At 65.5% G+C, this 19,103-nt stretch carries 19 protein-coding genes; 10 read left to right on the top strand and 9 right to left on the bottom strand.

Annotation, left to right across the window (positions count from 1 at the left end; all coding sequences use genetic code 11):
• Nucleotides 1-8: 8 nt before the first annotated feature.
• Together GB927_RS09955 and GB927_RS09950 are read left to right on the top strand one after the other, a co-directional pair.
• On the top strand, nt 9-542 hold the full coding sequence (locus GB927_RS09955; RefSeq protein WP_256116593.1) for a GNAT family N-acetyltransferase: 534 nt from the start codon (nt 9-11) through the stop codon (nt 540-542).
• A gap of 90 nt (nt 543-632) precedes the next feature.
• On the top strand, nt 633-938 hold the full coding sequence (locus tag GB927_RS09950; RefSeq protein WP_256116592.1) for a hypothetical protein: 306 nt from the start codon (nt 633-635) through the stop codon (nt 936-938).
• Here GB927_RS09950 and GB927_RS09945 read toward each other — a convergent pair.
• A complete protein-coding gene (locus tag GB927_RS09945) occupies nt 935-1,153 on the bottom strand; it encodes a hypothetical protein (RefSeq protein ID WP_256116989.1) in 219 nt (72 codons plus the stop codon). The genes GB927_RS09950 and GB927_RS09945 overlap by 4 nt on opposite strands.
• 159 nt (nt 1,154-1,312) lie before the next feature.
• On the opposite strand from GB927_RS09945, the gene GB927_RS09940 reads away from it, so the two are divergent.
• The 6 genes from GB927_RS09940 to GB927_RS09915 all read left to right on the top strand — a co-directional run bounded on the left by GB927_RS09940 (nt 1,313) and on the right by GB927_RS09915 (nt 6,823).
• Nucleotides 1,313-1,522: a hypothetical protein gene (locus tag GB927_RS09940; protein ID WP_256116590.1), complete on the top strand. Its 210-nt coding sequence runs from the start codon at nt 1,313-1,315 to the stop codon at nt 1,520-1,522.
• Nucleotides 1,523-1,695: 173 nt separating this feature from the next.
• Nucleotides 1,696-2,643, top strand: a complete 948-nt coding sequence (locus GB927_RS09935; RefSeq protein WP_256116589.1) for a hypothetical protein — start codon at nt 1,696-1,698, stop codon at nt 2,641-2,643.
• Nucleotides 2,640-3,527 (top strand): HesA/MoeB/ThiF family protein, encoded by an 888-nt coding sequence (locus GB927_RS09930; RefSeq protein WP_256116588.1) that lies wholly within the window; start codon nt 2,640-2,642, stop codon nt 3,525-3,527. The genes GB927_RS09935 and GB927_RS09930 overlap by 4 nt, the downstream gene beginning before the upstream one ends.
• Nucleotides 3,524-4,720 carry a hypothetical protein gene (locus tag GB927_RS09925; protein WP_256116587.1) on the top strand — a complete coding sequence of 399 codons (1,197 nt, stop codon included), beginning with the start codon at nt 3,524-3,526 and terminating at the stop codon, nt 4,718-4,720. The genes GB927_RS09930 and GB927_RS09925 overlap by 4 nt, the downstream gene beginning before the upstream one ends.
• On the top strand, nt 4,713-5,819 hold the full coding sequence (locus tag GB927_RS09920) for a GNAT family N-acetyltransferase (protein WP_256116585.1): 1,107 nt from the start codon (nt 4,713-4,715) through the stop codon (nt 5,817-5,819). The genes GB927_RS09925 and GB927_RS09920 overlap by 8 nt, the downstream gene beginning before the upstream one ends.
• The gene (locus GB927_RS09915) at nt 5,816-6,823 is read left to right on the top strand and encodes a hypothetical protein (protein ID WP_256116584.1); all 1,008 of its coding nucleotides are present in this window, start codon (nt 5,816-5,818) and stop codon (nt 6,821-6,823) included. The genes GB927_RS09920 and GB927_RS09915 overlap by 4 nt, the downstream gene beginning before the upstream one ends.
• 6 nt (nt 6,824-6,829) lie before the next feature.
• Here GB927_RS09915 and GB927_RS09910 read toward each other — a convergent pair whose 3' ends face one another.
• Nucleotides 6,830-10,228, bottom strand: coding sequence for an acyl-[ACP]--phospholipid O-acyltransferase (locus GB927_RS09910; protein ID WP_256116583.1), 3,399 nt, complete (start codon nt 10,226-10,228; stop codon nt 6,830-6,832).
• Between the two features lie 138 nt (nt 10,229-10,366).
• Here GB927_RS09910 and GB927_RS09905 point away from each other — a divergent pair, with 138 nt between their 5' ends.
• Nucleotides 10,367-10,993 carry a TetR/AcrR family transcriptional regulator gene (locus GB927_RS09905; RefSeq protein ID WP_256116582.1) on the top strand — a complete coding sequence of 209 codons (627 nt, stop codon included), beginning with the start codon at nt 10,367-10,369 and terminating at the stop codon, nt 10,991-10,993.
• A gap of 52 nt (nt 10,994-11,045) precedes the next feature.
• The gene (gene pncB, locus GB927_RS09900) at nt 11,046-12,350 is read left to right on the top strand and encodes a nicotinate phosphoribosyltransferase (RefSeq protein ID WP_256116581.1); all 1,305 of its coding nucleotides are present in this window, start codon (nt 11,046-11,048) and stop codon (nt 12,348-12,350) included.
• On the opposite strand, the gene GB927_RS09895 is transcribed toward pncB, so the two are convergent.
• Genes GB927_RS09895 through GB927_RS09865 form a run of 7 tightly spaced genes read right to left on the bottom strand, consistent with a single transcriptional unit; the run spans nt 12,347 to nt 19,066 of the window.
• Nucleotides 12,347-13,588 carry a Zn-dependent hydrolase gene (locus tag GB927_RS09895; protein ID WP_256116580.1) on the bottom strand — a complete coding sequence of 414 codons (1,242 nt, stop codon included), beginning with the start codon at nt 13,586-13,588 and terminating at the stop codon, nt 12,347-12,349. The two genes, pncB and GB927_RS09895, sit on opposite strands and share 4 nt — an antisense overlap.
• Nucleotides 13,585-14,418, bottom strand: a complete 834-nt coding sequence (locus GB927_RS09890) for a BtpA/SgcQ family protein (RefSeq protein ID WP_256116579.1) — start codon at nt 14,416-14,418, stop codon at nt 13,585-13,587. Before GB927_RS09890 ends, GB927_RS09895 begins: the two co-directional genes overlap by 4 nt.
• Nucleotides 14,419-14,423: 5 nt before the next feature.
• Nucleotides 14,424-15,329 (bottom strand): PfkB family carbohydrate kinase, encoded by a 906-nt coding sequence (locus tag GB927_RS09885; RefSeq protein WP_256116577.1) that lies wholly within the window; start codon nt 15,327-15,329, stop codon nt 14,424-14,426.
• 21 nt (nt 15,330-15,350) lie between these two features.
• The gene (locus tag GB927_RS09880; RefSeq protein WP_256116576.1) at nt 15,351-16,115 is read right to left on the bottom strand and encodes a glutamine amidotransferase; all 765 of its coding nucleotides are present in this window, start codon (nt 16,113-16,115) and stop codon (nt 15,351-15,353) included.
• 26 nt (nt 16,116-16,141) lie between these two features.
• On the bottom strand, nt 16,142-17,233 hold the full coding sequence (locus GB927_RS09875) for a phosphotriesterase family protein (protein WP_256116575.1): 1,092 nt from the start codon (nt 17,231-17,233) through the stop codon (nt 16,142-16,144).
• Between the two features lies 1 nt (nt 17,234).
• On the bottom strand, nt 17,235-18,203 hold the full coding sequence (locus tag GB927_RS09870) for an ABC transporter permease (RefSeq protein WP_256116988.1): 969 nt from the start codon (nt 18,201-18,203) through the stop codon (nt 17,235-17,237).
• A 38-nt stretch (nt 18,204-18,241) separates the two neighbouring features.
• Nucleotides 18,242-19,066 carry an ATP-binding cassette domain-containing protein gene (locus GB927_RS09865; protein WP_256116574.1) on the bottom strand — a complete coding sequence of 275 codons (825 nt, stop codon included), beginning with the start codon at nt 19,064-19,066 and terminating at the stop codon, nt 18,242-18,244.
• Between the last annotated feature and the right edge of the window lie 37 nt (nt 19,067-19,103).

The following is a 19,103-nucleotide window of genomic DNA, read 5'->3' as shown; positions in this document are numbered from 1 at the left end:
TTTCGAAAATGGCTGTTTTGCAGACGTCGCGCCTGACACTCAGTCCCTGCTGTCCCGGCGACCGCGCTGACTTCATCGATCTTGAACTCGATCCGGAGGTCATGCGCTTTCTCAACGGTGGGCACCCCGTCGACCATGAGCAGATCGATCCGAACGCGACGTTCCTCATGCCCAGAGGAACCGAGCCCTACGTCTGGACGGCGCGGCGCACGATCAGCGGCGCATTCGTCGGGTGGTTCTGTTTGTGGCCCGAGAACGAGATCGTGGCCGAACTCGGATATCGCTTGCGCCGCGTGGATTGGGGTCAGGGTTTGGCCGCGGAAGGGGCTTCGGCGCTCGTCGATTGGGGGTTCAGGAATGGTGGATATGACAGGATCGTCGCAACCACGATGGCGGTGAACCACGCTTCGCGCCGCGTGATGGAAAAGGTCGGCTTGATTTATGCGCGCACAGTCTCCGTCGACTGGCCGGATCCCATTGCGGGTAGTGAGCACGGCGAAGTTTGGTACGAGTTGGTGCGCTTGGATTGGAAAGGCGGCTGATCAGGTTCGGACTAGCTTCACCGGCATTAATAGGCCGCACGGCAGCGGCAGAATCAATGCGATCGGCAGAGTGATCTTGAGAATCTCGATATGAGCGAAATACAAAACAAGGCAGTGGCGCTGGCGGCGCAATATGAAGGCGATCTCGCCGCGCAATCCTCGCCCCAGCGCAGCGCACTATTCCTAAAATCGGCGTTGGATTTGTACTATGCGCTTGGTGGCGATGAGGAAACCGGCCTCGCGCTCGCAAGCGCGCACCCTGTGACGCCCTTGCGGGTCGATGCGGCCATCGCGAATGTGCTGGTCGAAGTGGCCGTGGCCAGCCACATCAACGACATCGACATGATCCAGGCGACCTACAACCGCCTCGATGCCGAACTGGAACGCAGCGCTTAAAGTCTCGACCGCTTGCCACGAAAACTCTTCGGCGGCGGCTGGTCGGTATGCACCCGTGCAAGGTTCTCCAGCCAGACCGCCAGGCCGTCCGGGATTTCTTCGTTTCCGACTTCCATCGCCTCCACCCATGATAGGTCGCATTGGAGCGCTGATGCCAGGTTGATGGGCGTCCATCGGATCACGATAAGACATTCGATAAAGCGTGCGGGGGTCATGGCCATGCAGTCGCACGCACCCCCTCGTTTGGCAATCGCTAAGGGTGCGGCCAAGTGGCCGTAACGGAACACAAATCTGTGAGGCGCGTACGCAAGACTCAACGCGCATGCTAGAGATAGCCGCGAATTCCCAAAGGAACAGTGAACAGGCCGACGACAATGGAAACGGTGACGATCCAAAACCGCAGTGACTTCGCACAATGGGCAATCGAACGCGCCAAGGCCATTGTCGCGGAAGAGGGCGGCAATCTTGCACTTGCCGTCCGCAACCAGGGTGACGAACAAATCGCCGACAGGGCCAATGCGCTGGGCCAGGAGATCGTCAATGCCCTGCTGGAAGTGTTCGATGGCCTGATGCCGGAGGAATAGGCGGGGCGCGATCGAGGCTTTTATCGCGCGCGTGCCGTCAAACGGCGCGACGGCCCGCATCGGTGGATTCTCCCTTCTGGGCTTAAACCAAATGTTTCCTCCCGGCTGCAAATATACGATGCTTGCAGCCGCAAGCGTGCATTCCGCCGTTCTGGATCATCGGGCATAGTCCATTGTACAATCTGCTTTCGGTCGTCCTGAAGAAGCGCCTCGACCTCGCGTTCAAGACATCGCCCGAATTTCGCGCGCGGATCGTCGAGTTTCCAGGCCTCTGGATGAGCGCACCGGACATTGCCGGCCTGCGCGACGATCTGCGCTCGGTGGCGCGGCGCGCGGTTGCGGATGGGAGCCTCGATTATGGGGTGTTTTCCGAGCGGGAGGACGTGCTGTCGCGCACGATCGTCACGCTGGTCTACCGGGTCTCCGATGGGCAACCGGTCGCCTTCAATGCGTTGCCAGTCATCGCACTTTCACTCTCCGGCAAGCCCGTCGAAGTTCTTCACCTCGGTCTGGTGATGATCGACCCCGCCGTGCGCAGCCAGGGGCTTTCCTGGGTGCTCTACGGGCTTACCTGCTTTCTGCTCTTCCTGCGCAACCAGCTTCGCCCGCTGTGGATTTCAAACGTCACGCAGGTGCCGGCGGTCGCCGGCATGGTGGCGGAGACGTTCAGCGACGTCTTTCCGGCACCAACGCGCGGCGCCCGGCGTTCGCTGCGCCAACAGTTGATCGCGACGGAAATCATGGCCGCGCACCGGCATGTTTTCGGCGTCGGCCCGGAGGCCGGCTTCGATGCCGACCGCTTCGTCATCACCAACGCCTATACCGGCGGCTCCGACAACCTGAAGAAGACGTTCGACGCCGCGCCGAAACACCGCAAACCCGAATACAACGACTTCTGTGCCGCCGAACTCGACTATGCCCGCGGCGACGACCTGCTGCAGATCGGCCAGCTCGATCTCAACGCCGCGCAGCGCTATCTGCTTGAAAGCGTGCCGCGCAATGCGCTGGGGCGGCTGGCGGTGGCAAGCTTCGTCATCCTCGTGCAGCGGCTCGTCCTGCCGGTGCTGCATTGGGCCGACAGCCGGCGGCAATGGGGCATTTTGAGGCCTTCCAAACGATGAGCGGCACCTTTTCCTACGACACCTTCACCACGCGCAACATCGGCTTCGTCAGCGAGGCGGAGCAGCGGCGGCTTTCGCAGGCGACGGTTTTCTTCTGCGGCACCGGCGGCATGGGCGGCGCGGCCATCCAGGCTCTGGTGCGCGCCGGCATCGGCCGCCTGGTGCTGGCCGATATCGACCGTTTCGAGCTGTCGAACCTCAATCGCCAGGTCTTCTGCTTTGCCGACACGATCGGCCAGCCGAAGGCGGAGGCGACACGCGATCTCTGCCTGAAGATCAATCCCGATCTGGACGTCACCGTCCACGGTGCGGCATGGACGGACCACGCGGACGCGCTTGTCGCGGGTGCGGATGTGGTGATAAACGGCACGGACGATCTCGGCGCGGGGCTGCTGCTGTATCGCACGGCGCGACAGCACGGGCGCACGATAATCGACGCCTATGCCGCCCCCCTGCCCTCCGTCTATGTAACGCGGCCGCAGGACCCGATGCCGGAAGAACGGCTCGGCTATCCGACGATCGGCACCGCCTGGAACGCGCTGACGAGCGACCAGCGGGCGGAAGCATTCCTGCGCGAGGCGGAATATGTGATGGTGCATTCCTCCTCCCGCCGCCATGTCGACCTGGCGCTTGCCGGCGAAGTGGTGGCCGGCACGCGAAGCCGCATGTCCTTTGCGCCCATGGTCATCACGACAGGCATGCTGATGGCCTATGAGGCGATCCACACGGTGCTCGGCAAGCCGCAGGGTGCCGATTGCCGCGGCTGGTTCTTCAATCCGCATGCCGGCCATGTCGAGCGCCCGCGCAACGCGCTCGTTGCGGCGCTGCTGCGCCCGCTGGTGCGGCGCTACCTGACGCGGCTTGCCGCGCCGGCAAAACCATGACCGCAGCGCTGATCGCCGATACCTTCATTTCGCTCGCCGCCTTCGGCGGGCTGGCGGTGCTGATCGGCGCCATCCGCAGTTTCGATGCTGGGAGCCCGCTCACCCGCCGCTTCCTGTTTGGCCTTCGCGTGCTGGCCGCCTTGATGGTGAGCCGTGTGCTTGCCTGGTGGACGGGCCTCTTCATCTTCGAGGCCGCGACGATCATCTCGGCCGGGCTCGTGCCGCTGGCCACGGTCCTGCTGGCCGAGGGCCTGCTGCGCCGGCATGCGCCAAAAATCACGAAATGGATCGCGGCGGGTGGTGCAGCCGCTTTCGCGGTCCTCGCCTTCCTGCCAGCTGCCGTCGATCCGTGGCGCTTGGTGCTGCTCTTCCTCTACCAGCTCGTCACCTTCGCGCTGGCCGGGCACATGGCGGTGACGCGTGACCGGACGAGCCTGTCGAAGGCGGAAAACCAGGCGGTGGACCGCATCGCGCTGTCGCTGCTCCTGATCCTGCCGCTGCTCGTGACGGATTTCCGCTCGGCCTATGTCGACCTGCCGGTGCGGCTCGGCGGGGTCGCCATCCTGTTTCTCTGCTGGCTGCTGATCAGCCTCGGCCAGCGCGCCGTCAGCCATCGCGACACCGTCGTCTCCTTCGCCGTCCTGCTGGCCGCAGCCCTTCTCGGTGCGCTCGCCATCGGCCTCGAAAACGGGCTCGACGCGGCCGCGCTGGTGCGCACGGCCTCCGTCGTCACCTCGGCCGCGCTGCTTGGCGTCATCTGGAAGGACAGCATCAGCCTGCGTACGGAACAGCGCCGGCAGAGCCTCATCCGGCATCTCGCGGAAGACCGCATCGACGATACGCTCGGTTTCCTCAAGGAATTGCAGAACCATCCGCTAGTCGAGGGGGCGCTGCTGCTCGGCGAGAAGGAGCTTGCCGATCTCGACCTTGCGGGCATCAAGGCGCTCTTTGCCGCCCAGCCGCTGCTGCGCGCCACGGAAGCGGGCGGGCTTGCGCAATCGGATGCCGAACAGCTCGCCTGGCTGCTCGAAAAATACGAGGCGACCCATCTGATGCTGGTATCGGCCCGGCCATTCCGGCTGATCGCGCTCAACATGCCCTCCGTCTCCGCCACGCCGGGCGCCGAGACGGAGCTGAAGGTCGCCCAGCGCATGGCCTTCCTGATCTCGGAAAGGAACGCGCGCGATGATTGAGATCCGCGAGGGCGACCTCGACGCCTTCTTCGCCGCGCCCTTCGCGGTCTACGGCGACAGGACGCCCTATGTCTCGCCGATGTTCAGCGACCTGAAGCGCTTCCTTTCGGCGGAGAAGAATCCGCTTTTCGAGACGGCGGACGATTTCGCCATCTTCACCGCCCATGAGGACGGCGCGGTGCGCGGGCGCATCACGGCCCATGTGCACCGCGCCGCAAATGCCCGGTTCGGGCTGAAGCGCGGCTATTTCGGCTATTTCGATTGCGCCGACGACGAGCGCGTCGCCGCTGCCCTTTTGGAGCGGGCGGAGGATTGGGCACGCGCCAAGGGTTTCACCGAACTCCTCGGCAATTTCAACCTGACCGCCATGCAACAGGTCGGCATCCTGACCGGCGGTTTCGAGAATGCGCCCTATACCGACCAGGTCTGGGGACCGCCGCACCTGCCGCGCCTGCTGGAAGCTCGGGGCTATTCGCCCTCCTTCCCGATGACCACCTTCGAGATCGATATCCGCAACGCCGCGACGGACCGGCTGCTGGGCAGCGCCGAGATGCAGGCGCTCCTCGACGATGGCTTTCGTTTCTCGCCCATCCGCCGCGCGACGCTCGACCGGCAGCTGGAGGATTCACGGTTGATCCTCAACGAGAGTTTCGCAGACAATCCGATGTTCGTGCCCGTCAGCCGCGCGGAATACGAATTCCAGGCCAAGGAGATGAAGTGGATCATGGATCCGCGCATCTCGGCCGTGGCGGAACGGAACGGCGTGCCGGCTGGCGCGGTGATCGCCATACCGGATGTCAACCCGATGCTGAAGGCGATGGGCTCGCGGCTCGGCTTTTCCGCTCCCTGGCACCTCCTGAAACACCGTCTCAGGCGGCGGCGCGCCGTCGTCATCTTCCAAGGTGTGAAGCCGGAGCATCAGGGGCGCGGCCTCAATCCGCTGATGCTCGCCCATGTGCTCGGCGAAATGCGCAATGCCGGCTATGAGACCGCCGGCGGCACCTGGATCGCAGATGCCAATGCCGCAAGTCTGCGCCAGGCCGAAAAGGCCGGCGCCCGCCCCCTGCATCGCCTGCACCTCTTCGGAAAGACGCTATGAGCCGGATCGACGCCGCCACGCTCGCCGATCTCGCCGCGCAGGCGAACCGCGCCCCCTCCGTGCACAACACCCAGCCTGCGCGTTTCGCCTTGGATGAAGAGGGCCGCATCCTCATCGCCGCCGATCTCTCCCGGCACCTCGCCGTCGGCGATCCGACGGGCCGCGACATGGGTCTTTCCTGCGGCGCGGCGCTTGAGGGTATGGTAATGGCGCTCGCCGCGCGCGGCATCCGCGTTCTGGTGGACGACCTCTGGGAAGCCGACACCCGCTCCTGGCGCCCCGGCTATCGGCTGGCCGCGCGCCTCACCCCGGCGGGAGAAGCAAGCCCCTCCTCGCTTGCCGACTGGACGGAGAAACGCTTCACCTGGCGCGGCCGCTTCTCTGCGGCCACGCCGGAGGCGCTGGCGGACCTCGAACGATGGGCGGTGGAAGCCGACGACATCACCTTTGCCGGCGGGCCGGACGCCCTCGCCTTCATCGCCGCACTCAACGACGGCGCTAGCCTGTCCGTCATGCGCGAGCGCGCGTTCCGCGACGAACTCGTGGCGTGGATACGCCTTACGCCGGCTCACGCCGCCTACGCTTTCGACGGCCTGAACCTCGATGCCCTGCGCATGGGGCGGCTGGAGGGCGCGGTGGCGGGGGGCGTGCTCGCCTCGCCGCTCTTCGATCTCGCCGACCGGCTGGGCCTCGGCAAGACGCTCGTCGCGGAGGCCGGCAAGACGATGACGGCGGCGGCCTGCCTGCTGTTCCACCGGCCGGAAGGCGAAAGCCCGGTCGTTTCCGGCCGGGCCTTCTATCGCTTCTGGCTCGGGCTCACCCGCTTCGGCTTTGCCGGCTGGCCGATGGCGGTTCTCGCCGACGTTCCTTCCGCTTCGGAAACCCTGCTGCAGCGTTTTCCGCTGCCGCAGGGCCATCGCCTGATCAACGTGCTGCGTGTCGGGCCAGCGCCGATCACCCTTGCCAAATACCGCCTTCCGGCCCGCGATCTCGTGCTCGGCTAGGCAGCGTCACGCCGCCTGCTCCGCCCGCGCCGTCTCGGCCAGCTGCTTCTGCGCGCTGACGAAATCGACCTTGCCGGAGCCGAGCACAGGCACCGTGCCGACCTTCACCTCCGAAGGCACCATCATGTCCATGGCGGCCTTCTCGCGGGCGAAGGCCAGGAAGGCGGCGCGGGTGGCGCTCGGCGCGTCGGTCAGCATGACCAGGCGCTCGCCCTTTCGCGCATCGGGCAGCGAGACGACGACCGAGAGGTTGCCCGGCCACAATTCGCCGGCAAGCGCCTCGACGGCGGCAAGCGAGACCATCTCGCCGCCGATCTTGGCGAAGCGCTTGGCACGGCCGCGGATGACGATGAAGCCATCCTCGTCGACCGTCACGATATCGCCGGTGTCGTGCCAGCCGTCCGGCGTCGGCTCCAGCACGCCAGGATTTTCCGCCCTGAGATAGCCGGCCATGACGTTCGCACCGCGCACGAAGAGGCGGCCGCCCTCCGTGACGCCCGGCACCGCATCCAGCCTGTATTCCATGCCCGGCATGATCTTGCCGACGCTGCCGGCCTTGTTGAACATCGGCGTGTTGAGCGCGATGACCGGCGCCGCCTCGGTGACGCCGTAGCCTTCGAGGATGCGCACGCCGAACTTTTCCATGTAGAGCGCGCGGGTGGTGGCGCGCACCGGCTCGGCGCCGGCGAAGCAATAGCGGATCGAGCGGAAATCATAGGGATGCGCGGTGCGGGCATAGCCGTTGAGGAACGTATCCGTGCCGAAGATGATCGTAGCGTTGGAGGAATAGATCAGCTCCGGAATGATCCGGTAGTGCAGCGGCGACGGGTAGAAATAGACCGGCACGCCGGAGATAAGCGGCAGGATGGTGCCGGCCGTCAGCCCGAAGGAATGGAACACCGGCAGGATGTTGAACACCTTGTCGCCCGAGTGGAAATCGATGCGCGAGGCGGCCTGCGCGGCGTTGGAGAGGATGTTGCGGTGCGTCAGCACCACGCCCTTCGGCGCGCCCTCCGAGCCGGAGGTGAAGAGGATCACCGCCGGGTCATCCGCCTTGCGCCGAACGAGCGGCCGGGCCTTGCGCAGCAGGCCGCGCAGCTTGTCCACGAACCGAACGGTCTGGCGCAGGTCGTCGAGCCAGACGATCTCCACCTCTTTCGACAGCGCCTCGACCACCGGGCCGAGCTTCGCCTGGGTAACGAAGGCGCGGGACGTCAGCACATGGCGCACCTCGGCGGCACGGCAGGCCGAGAGGATATTGGCGGCACCGGCCGTGAAGTTCAGCATGGCCGGCACCTTGCCCGCCGACATCACGCCGAGGATCGTCGCCACCGCGCCGTTGGCATTGGGCAGAAGCACGCCGAGCGTGTTCTCCGCCGGGTACAGGGCCTTGAACTTTGCGCCGAGCACGGCCGCACCCGTCAGAAGCTTGCCGTAGGAGAGCGAGCCGGTCACAGGGTCCTGCACGGCGAGCTTGCGGAAACCGCGTTCCTTTGCCGTCTCGATCACTTTTTCCAGCACGGTCGCATCCGTGTCCGTGGTGCGGAACATCAGCATGGACATGACCTGGTAGAGCGCGGCCCCGGCGGCCATGCGGCGCTTGCGGCCCTTCAGCTCATCCGGCACGGAGAGGCGCACCGGCTCCAGAATGGTAACCTTCACCTTCGGGAACAGGCGACGGCGGACGTGGAGCGAGGAGAGGCGCGAGAAATAGCTCTTCTCCAGCCCGTCGATGCGCACCGGCACGACCATGGCGCCGGTCTTGTCGGCCACCATGGCGGCGCCGTCATAGACCTTCATCAGCGCGCCCGTAACGGTGATGCGGCCTTCCGGAAAGATGACGAGCGGATTGCCGGCATTGACGGTCTTGATGAGCGTGCGCGTCGCCATGGGCTTGGAAGGATCGAGCGGCAGGAAGTTGCACATCTTCAGGAAGGGTTTCACCCACCAGGCCTTGGCGATCGTGTAGTCGACGGCGAAGGTCGGCTCCTCGTCGGTCAGCGCCAGCGCCAGTGCGCCATCCAGGAAGGAGACGTGGTTGAGCGCGATGATCGGCGCCTTGCCGGCCTTCTTCAGGTTTTCGAGGCCGTCCACCTCCAGCCGCAGGAAGGCACGGAAGAGGATGGAGACGAAATCGCGGAAAGCATTGGTGGGCAACGTGCGCAGCATCACGAAGGCCGCGACCAAGTTGGCGAACGCGAGGCCGGCCAGCAGCACCGGCGTGGAGAGGCCCGCTGCCTGCAAGGCCGCGACGAGGCCGCCGCCGACCGTCATGAAACCCGCCGACAGCACATTCGCCGCGCCGATGACGCGCGAGCGCTGCTCTTCCTCGGCATAGGCCTGGAGGGCGGCGAAGGTGGGCACGACGAGGAAGGCGCCGGCGATCGCCATGCCGGCGAGGTCGATGGCGATGCGGATTGTGTAGGGGCCGGCGAAGAAGGCGGAGAGCGTTTCGGCCGGAACGGTGACACCGGCATGGCCGACGCTCCAGGCGAGATCGAAGCCGAACAGCGCCATGATCAGCGTACCGACAGGGGCCGGCAGAAGCACGATGCGGCCGGCCGACATCCAGGCGGCAATGGCCGAGCCGATGCCGACGGCAACGGCGAAGACGGCGAGATAGGCGGTGATCGCGGTTTCCTCACCGCCGAGGCTGCCCTTCACCATGGGCGGCAGCAGCGAGAGCACGATCGCGCCGACGAGCCAGAACCAGGCAGCCATCAGGGCGGAGCGCCAGAGGCGCTGGTCGCCGCGCAGTGCATTGACGAGGCGGCCGGTGGAGGCGAGCACGTTGCGCTCGATCACAAGCTCCGGCGCCTTGGCGCCGACGCGCGGGATGTAGCGGCTCGACAGCCAGCAGGCGAGCGCGAGACCCAGCATCATCGGCCCGAAGAGCCAGGGATTGACGCCATCGGCCGCGGCAAGACCGGCGACCAGCGTGCCGCCGAGGATGGCGATGAAGGTAGCGCCCTCGATCCAGGCATTGGCGCGCGGCAGTTCCTTGCGCTCCAGATGGTCGGGCAGGATGCCGTATTTGACCGGGCCGAACAACGCCGAGATCACGCCGAACAGGAAGAGCGCGACCATGAGCACCGTGACGGAGTGGAAGGCGAGACCGACGACGGCGACGGCCGCGGCGGCAAGCTCCACCCGCTTCAGCCGCTCGGCCATGACCGCCTTGTCAAACTTGTCGGCAAGCTCGCCGCCGAGCGCGGAAAACAACAGGAACGGCGCCATGAAGACGGCGCCCGCCAGCGTGACGAGCGAGCCCGCCGCATCGGCCGCCATGGTGGCGAGGATGAGGAAGACCAGGGTGTTCTTCAGAAAATTGTCGTTGAAGGCCGACAGGAACTGCGTCCAGAAGAGCGGCGCAAAGCGCCGGGAGGTCATCAGATTCCGTTGCATGGAACATTCCCCTTTTCGCGCAGACTATATTTGAACATTTACGCATCCGCCTGTATGAACATTGTTCATGATCTTTTTCGCATAAAATGAACGACGTTCAAGATTAAAAATGAACGACGTTCAAAACGGGAGGACTCGATGACGGAAAAGCGGCGGGAGAAGAAGGAAGAGTTGAAGACACGGCTGATCGCCGCCGGCACGGAGCTTATTCAGGAACAGGGCCTGAAGGGTTTGCGGGCGCGCGACATCGCGGAGCGCGCGGGCTCGGCGCTCGGCGGGCTCTACACCGTCTTCGACGACCTGGACGGGCTCGTTCTCCACGTCAATTCCCGCACGCTCAAGCGGCTGGAGACGGCGCTGAACGCCGCGCTACCGTCTTCGGGTGACCTTGAAGAAACCTTCCTCAACCTGTCGCTCGCCTATCTGCATTTCGCGCTTGCCGAGCGAAACCTGTGGTCCGCATTGTTCGAACACCGGATGCCGGACGGCGTCGCCGTTCCGGATTGGCACCTGGCGGAGCACGCCTTCCTCATCGGCCTGATCGCAGCACCCCTCGCCCGCCAGATGCCGGATACCTCCGCCGACGACATCGCGATCCGCGCGCGAACCGTGTTTTCGGCCGTGCACGGCGTCATCGCCATCAGCCTCGAAGGCCGTTTCGTCGGCATCACGCCGGCACTGCTGGAGCGGGAAGTCGCGGCGCTCGCCCGCCTCCTCGCCACCGGGCTTCAGAAGGAGCCGTCGTCACGGCCGCTGGTTTCATAAACGCTGCATTCGGGTATGACTGAACTCGGAGATACTGAACGGAGTAGCCGGCATGGCCGTTACCGACATCGCGACCCGCACCTACGACCATAACTTCCGGCTCGACCCGATCGTGCGCAGCCTGCTCGATACGGATTTCTACAAACTTCTTATGCTCCAGATGATCCGGCATCGGCATCCGGACGTCGATGCGACCTTCTCGCTGATCAACCGTACGACGAGCGTGCGGCTTGCCGACGTCATCGACGAGGGAGAACTGCGCGCCCAGCTCGACCACGCTCGCAGCGTGCGCTTCACCAAGAAGGAGCTTATCTGGCTGGCCGGCAACAGTTTTTATGGCCGGGCGCGCATGTTCGGGCCGGATTTCATCGCCTGGCTCGCCGCCTTCCGCCTGCCGGACTACGAACTACGCAAGGCCGACGGCCAGTACGAGTTGCATTTCGACGGCCCCTGGACGCACACGACCATGTGGGAGATCCCGGCGCTCGCCATCATCAACGAGCTGAAATCGCGCGCCGCGATGCGCGAGCGCGGCCGCTTCGCGCTCGATATTCTCTATGCCCGCGCCAAGGCGCGGCTGTGGGAGAAGGTGGAGCGGCTGCGGCAATTGCCCGATCTCGTCATCTCCGATTTCGGCACGCGGCGGCGGCATGGATTCCTGTGGCAGCGCTGGTGCGTGGAGGCCCTGAAGGAGGGGCTTGGCGACCGTTTCATCGGCACCTCCAACGTGCTGCTCGCCATGGATGCCGATCTCGAAGCCATCGGCACCAATGCGCATGAACTGCCGATGGTGGCCGCAGCGCTTGCCGAGGACGATGCGGCGCTGGCGAAGGCGCCCTACCAGGTGCTGGAGGAATGGCGCCAGCTCTACAACGGCAACCTGCTGATCGCCCTGCCCGACGCCTTCGGCACGCCTTCCTTCCTCGCCAATGCACCGGACTGGCTGGCCGACTGGACCGGCTTCCGCCCGGACAGCGCGCCGCCGATTGCCGGCGGCGAGGAGATTATCCGCTGGTGGCAGGAGAAGGGCCGCGACCCGCGCGAAAAGCTGCTGATCTTCTCCGACGGCATGGATATCGATTCGATCGAGGAGGCCTACCGGCATTTCCACGGCCGCGTGCGCATGAGTTTTGGCTGGGGCACCAACCTCACCAATGATTTTCGCGGCTGCGACCCGGATGGCGGAAACGGCCTCGACCCGATCTCGCTCGTCTGCAAGGTGACGAGCGCCAACGGCCGCCCCGCCGTCAAACTCTCCGACAACCCCGCCAAGGCGACCGGCGACCCCGCCGAGATCGAACGCTACCGCCGCGTCTTCGGCGTGGGCGGCCAGAAGGCACGGCCGGTGGAGGTTTAGGACGCGAGCTGCAACGCGACGCCCAGCAGGACGCGCGCGCCGGTGACGATGTGCTCGTCGGAGACGAATTCCGCCTCGTTGTGGCTGACACCGTTGCGGCACGGCACGAAGATCATCGCAGACGGGGCGACGCGGTTGACGAAGAGCGCGTCGTGAAAGGCGCCGGAGACCATCGGGCGGCTGGCGATGCCGAGCGCCGCGCAACTCTCCGCGATCGCCGCCGTCACGGCGGTGGCAAAGCGGCCCGGCGGCATGTCGACCCGCAAGGCGATCGCCGCTTCGCAGCCCCAGCGTTTGGCGGCGGCAAGGCATTCCTCGTGGACGCGCCGCTCGATGGCTGCAAGGGCCTCGGCATCGGGATGGCGCATGTCGACGGTGAAGGACACCCGGCCCGGGATGACATTGACGGAACCGGGCTCGGCCGAAATGCGGCCGACCGTAAGCCGGGCCGCGGGATCGGAGGGCATGATGCCATCCTGGATGCGGGCGATAGCGGCGGCAGCGGCCGCCATCGGGTCCTTGCGGAATTCGAGCGGCGTCGTGCCGGCATGCGCGGCCTCGCCGGAAAAGGCGACCTCCAGCCATTTCGTGCCCTGCACGCCGGTGACGATGCCGATCGGCACGTTTTCGCGCTCAAGCACGGGACCTTGCTCGATGTGCAGCTCCACAAAGGCCGAGATGGGATGACCGGCGGGTCGGATTTCGGCTTCGGGCAGCGCGTCGAGCGTAGCGCGCAATTCGTCGGCGAAAAGCACGTCATCCGTGCTCCGAGCCGCCTGCCAATCCGCAACGTTTGCCGCACCGGAAAAGGCCATGGAGCCCATGCAACCCGGTGAAAAGCGGCTTCCCTCCTCGTTGGTGAAGGCGACGACCTCGATGGCCCGCTCGATTTCCACGTCGGCATCCGCGAGCGCTTCCAGCACCTCGAAAGCGCTGAGCGTCCCGAGCGCGCCGTCAAAGCGGCCGCCGGTCGGCTGGCTGTCGAGATGGCTGCCGATGAGGAGCGGCGGCTGTGCTGCATCCCGGCCCTCGTGCCGGATGAAGAGATTGGCGGCCTCGTCCTGAAACACAGTGAAGCCGCGTGCCAAAGCGCGTTCGGCGAGCAGGCGGCGGGCGGCGCGATCCTCCGCCGACAGTGCCTGCCGGTTCACGCCGCCGGCAGGCGTGGCGCCGATTGCCGCGAAGTCGGAGACGGATTGCAGCAGGCGGTCGGGATTGACCGCAGGCTCGTTTTTCATCGACCGAGGCCTGCGATGAAGCGCTTGACGCGATCGGGATCGACGGCATTCCACCACACACCATCATATTTGAGAGCGCTGGCGATGATCACGCCGTCGGCGACGGAGAGGATGTCATTTGCGTTGTCATGGGTCACGCCGCTGCCAACCAATGTCGGCAACGAGGCCGCCTCCTTGATCATTTTTATATAACCGAGGTCCGCGGCATGACCGGTGCGCTGGCCGGTGGCGATGACCACGTCGGCGTCGAAGAATACCAGGTCCTTGACCTGCTCTTCCACCGGCCGGTCGGCGACGATGGCATGAGCGCCGTGCTTGACATGGGCATCGGCGAAGATGCGGATGCCCTTGGCGCGCAGCTGCGCGCGGTAGCGCATGGCGCGAGCCGCCTCGCCTTCGACGAAACCTTCATTGGCGACATAGGCATTGGCCCATTGGTTGACGCGGATGAAGGAAGCCGAGGCGGCCGAGGCGATGGCGAGCGCGGGAATGGACGCATTGGCGAGCACGTTGATGCCGATCGGCCGGCCGAGTTCGCGGCGGATGCGATCGGAAATGACCGCCATGTGGGCGGAGGTCTCGTGGCCGATCTGATCCGGCTTGGCGAAGGGCACGTCGCCGTGGTTCTCGACGATCAGCGCATCGCAGCCGCCCGCGAGATAGGCGCGGGCATCCGACAGGCCGCGCTCGTAGATCGCTTCCACGCCCTCGTCGTCATACCGTGGCGAGCCCGGCAGCGGGAGCAGGTGCACTACGCCGATCACCGGCTTGTCGCGCCCGAAAAGCGTCTTCAGCGTATCGTTGTCCTGCCGTCCGATAGGGTTGCTCATGTCGATCACTCGTTTTCCAGTTTCGTTGTCTTGGTGAGGGCGGAAATTTCCGCCCGTGTCGGGAAGGAGGCGAGCGTGCCGGGTCGCCCCACCGCGATCCCCGCCGCTTGCGTCGCGATGGTCGCGGCGGCGGAAAGCGACGCGCCCTGCGCGAGCAGCCCCGCGAGCGTGCCCGCGAAACAATCGCCAGCGCCGCTGGCGTCGATGGCGGCGACCTCGCGCGCGGGAAGGCGCAATGCCGACGCCGCATCGAGAAGAAGCGCGCCCTCGGCGCCGAGCGTCACGATTGCGCTGCCGGCACCGGCCACCACCAACGCGCGCGCCGCCTGCTCCGGATCGGCCTTGCCGGTGAGGGCTTCCGCCTCTGGCCGGTTGACGACGATCAGCGAGACGGCCGCCAAGTCGAGCGGTTCCGCCGCAAGCGGGCTCGGATTGAGGACCGTGAACAGCCCCGCCTCACGCGCGGCGCGAAGGCAGGCGTTGGTGACCCCTGCCCGCAGGTTGCCCTGCATCAGCAGCATGTCGCCCGCCGTCCATGTTTCTCGAAGCGCGGTCATGGCGAGCGGGTCGAAGGCATCGGCACAGGCGGCGGCCGTGACGATGACGTTTTCACCGGACCGATCGACCATGATGACCGAGCGGTCACACGGAAGTTCGAGCCACGTCAGCCGGAGCGCCGGGATTTCGGCGGCGATGACGCCCTCGATCCAGACGCTCGACGCATCCTTGCCCACCGGCGCCCACAGCATGACATCGGCGCCGGTGCGGCTGGCGGCGGCCGCCTGGTTGGCGCCCTTGCCGCCGGGGCCTTCACTGGTCGCGAGGGCATTCAGCGTCTCGCCCGGCTGCGGCAGCCGCTCCAGGCGAAAGCTCGTATCGACGCAGACATTGCCGACGACGTGGATGGTCATGGACGGCCCCGCGGCGTTGCGTTAGTCGGTCGCCCAGGCGAGCATCTGCTCGAACAGCGTCTTGTAGCCCGGCCAGGCGATGAATTCCGGCGGCAGCCAGTGCGGGCCGACATCCGAGGTCCAGACCACCGTGCGGCCCTCGCCATAGGTGCCGGTGACGAGCAGCGGCAGCGAGCCGTATTCGGAGGAAACCGTCATCAACTGGTTGGCGCCGTCCTTCAGCACCACCTCGTTGAAGCCGAGCAGATAGGGCAGTTCGCCCGAAAGGCCGGCAAGGATCGGATGCGACGCATCGCCGGAAACGACCGGCGTAAAGCCTTCCGGCACTTCCACGCGGTCATCGACGGAGAGGCAGGAGACCGGCAGAACTTCTTCCACGGCGGTGTTGCGGAAGCGCGCGCCGCCATTGATGCCCTGGAAGGAATAGTAGCCGCCGAACATCAGCAGCGCGCCGCCCTTGGAAACATAGTCGCGCAGCAGCTTCAGTCGGTTCGGCGTGCGGCGGGAGTGGATCCAGGTGTCGGGATGCAGCAGCAGCGTGTTGGCGCCGATATCGGAGAGCACGATGGCGTCATAGGCTTGCAGGCCCTCCAGCGTGCTCGGAAACTCCTTCTGCGCCTCGTGCGCCGGCATGAAGGTGACGTCGAAGGGGCTTTCCTTCAGGGCGCTCAGCAACTCGTCGGCGCCGGTGTGGTAGGTGACGGTCGGGAACTGGTCGAAACCCTTGATATGGGTCGCGGTCGAAACCCAGGATTCGCCGGCGAGCAGGACTTTCTTCTTGGTCATGGGAACTCCTTGAAACAGGCCGGCGCTCAGCGCGCGGCGGAAAAGACGGATTTGGGATTGTCGATCAGCATGCGGTCGATCGCTGCCTGATCCACGCCATGCCGCTTCAGCCGCGGCAGGAAGTGCTTGAGGATATAAGCGTAGCCGAAGCCGCCGTAGCGGGTCAGCATGATCTTGAGAAAGACATCCTGCGACAGCAGCAGCCGGTCGCCAAAACCCTTGTCGACAAGGGCGGCGATGGCGCGGGCGTTTTCCTCGTCGGAGGGCGACTGGGCGTCCTGGTCGGCGTAATAATAGTCCATGCCGATCATGTCATATTCCAGGAAGGCACCACGTTTCGCGAGCGCCATCTGGTAATCGAGATCGCTGTGGCTCGGGTTCATGTGGCAGAGCACGGTATGCGCCGGATCGGCCCCCTCCTCCTCCACCACGTCAAGCACGCGGTGCGCGAGACGCTCCCAGCCCGGCAGGTGGATGGAAAGCGGCAGGCCGGTGATGCGCGCCGCCCGGGCCGAGGCGCGCAACGACTTTTCCTCCTCGGCCGTGAAATGCCGGCTGACGCCGACCTCGCCGATAATGCCCGCCATGATCTCCGGCTGGCTCTCGCCGCCGCCGACATCGTCGACGATGAACTGCGTGACTTCCTCGACACTCATGGCCTTCAGCCATTCGGGATGGGTGTGTTCGAGGTAGAAACCGGTGCCCATGATGATGCGCAACCCCGACATGCGGGCGATGCGGGCAAGGCCGGCCGCGTCGCGCCCGATGCCGAAATTCGTCGTTTCCACCACCGTGCAGCCGCCGAGCGCCTGGAAGCGCTTGAGTTCGCTGAGCGCGAGATCCCCGTCGTCGAGCGAGACATTGTCCCGGTTCATATAGGGGTTCATGCGCAACTCGCCGATGATGCCGATCTCGACCTTCTGTTCGGCGATCGCCTTCTCGTCGGGATGGCACGGGCAGATCCAGCTTGTCGCGCCATCGAGGAAGATGTGCTCGTGCATCAGCGTGACGCCGAGATTGTCCACCGGAACGGGCCCGGTGACGGTCATGGCGGTGCCGGAGTTCACGCCGATCGGGTCGCGCTTCCTCGGCTCCTCGGCAAAGAGATGGTCGAGCATGTCAGCGCCCCTTCGCCCCGCCCTTGAACAGGCGGAAGTTGAGCCAGATCGCGACCAGGATGATGAAGCCGGTGACGATGGGGGTGAAGAAGGGCGACAGGTGCGACAGGATGAGGCCGTTCGCCAGAACTGCGACGGTGAGCGCCCCGAGGATCGTGCCGACCAGCGACCCGCGCCCGCCGAAAAGGCTTGTGCCGCCCAGCACCACGGCCGCGATGACGTCGAGCTCGAACCCCTGCCCCGCATTCGAGGAACCCGAACCGAGGCGGGCCGAGAGGATGACGCCGGCCGCTGCCGCCGCCGTGCCAGACAGGATATAGACCCAGAGGATGACGCGGCGCGTGTTGACACCGGCACGGCGCGTCGCCTCCGCATTGGCCCCGACGCCGGTGACGTAACGGCCGAAATGGGTTTCGTTGAAGACGACATAAGCGGCGAGAAGCACGACGATGGCGATGAGCGCGGGTGCCGGAATACCCAGCACCCAGGCCCGGCCGATCGTCACGAAGGGGCTGGTCGGCTCGATGGGGATCGAATAGCCGCCGGTGATGAGCAGCGCGAAACCGCGGATGACTGAAAGGCCGGCCAACGTGACGATGAAGGCGGGGATCTTTTCATAGGCGATGAAATAGCCCTGGATGAGCCCGACCACGCCGCCGAGCGCCAGCATCAAGATAATGGCGAGCGGCCAAGGAATGCCGGCCTGCAAGGCGGCGGCCGAAAGGGTGGCGGTCAGCGCCAGCACGGAACCGACCGAAAGGTCGATGCCGCCCGTGGTGATGACGAAGGTCATGGCGGCCGCGACGATCAGGAGCGGCGCGGATTGGCGGATGATGTTGAGCAAGTTCGGCGCGGTCAGGAAGGCGTCCGTCGTCACCGCGAAGAAAAAGCAGCAGACGACGAAGAACAGCGCGATAGACATGACGCCGCCATTGGCGATGACCTTGTCGAGCATGGTCGTCTCGCGCATGCGCGGCGGATGGCTGGAATAGGCGTTGGGCTCGGAGCTCATGCGGAAGCGCCTCGTTCCTGAGTGTGGCCGGCCTGATTGTGGCTGGCCTGATGGCCGGCGGAACGGGCAGCGAATTTCCGCCCGACGATGAGATTGACGACATCCTCGATATTGGTGTCCTCGATGCGCCGCTCGGCGACATTGCGGCCCTCATACATCACCTGGATGCGGTCGCAGACGAGGAAGAGATCCTGCAGGCGATGCGTGATGAGGATGACGGAAACGCCGCGGCGCGACACGGTGCGGATCAGTTCCAGCACCGCCTCCACTTCCGCGACAGCAAGCGCCGCCGTCGGTTCGTCCATGATCAGCACGGAGGGATCGAAGGACGCGGCGCGGCCGATCGCGATCGACTGGCGCTGGCCGCCGGACAGGTTTTCGACCTTCATCCAAGTATCGGGAATGACAATGCCGAGATTGGAAAGCATGTCGCGCGCCCGCTCGTGCATCAGCTTCTTGTCGAGCATGGGCACGCCCGCGATATGGCGCTTCGGCTCGCGGCCGAGGAAAAGATTGCCCGCGACGTCGATCGTGTCGCAGAGCGCGAGGTCCTGGTAGACCATCTCGATACGCGCGGCCCGCGCCTCCGCCGGCGACGTGAAGGAGACCGGTCGGCCGTCGATCTCGATCGTGCCGGAATCCGGGATCACGGCTCCCGAGAGCACCTTGCTGATGGTCGATTTGCCCGCGCCATTGTCGCCCACCAGCCCGAGCACTTCGCCCGGCATGAGGTTCAGCGAGGCATTGTCGAGCGATTGCAGCGCGCCATAGCGCTTGGATATGCCGGTCATCCGGACGCGGCTGATTTGCGTGTCGGTCATGTTCAGTGGCCCTTCCCAAAAGACACCGCTGCCCGGA

Origin of the sequence: Shinella lacus, assembly GCF_010994755.1 — a bacterium.
GTDB lineage: Bacteria > Pseudomonadota > Alphaproteobacteria > Rhizobiales > Rhizobiaceae > Shinella > Shinella lacus.
The sequence above is the reverse complement of the archived record's forward strand: the minus strand, read 5'-3'. Positions and strand labels throughout refer to the sequence as shown.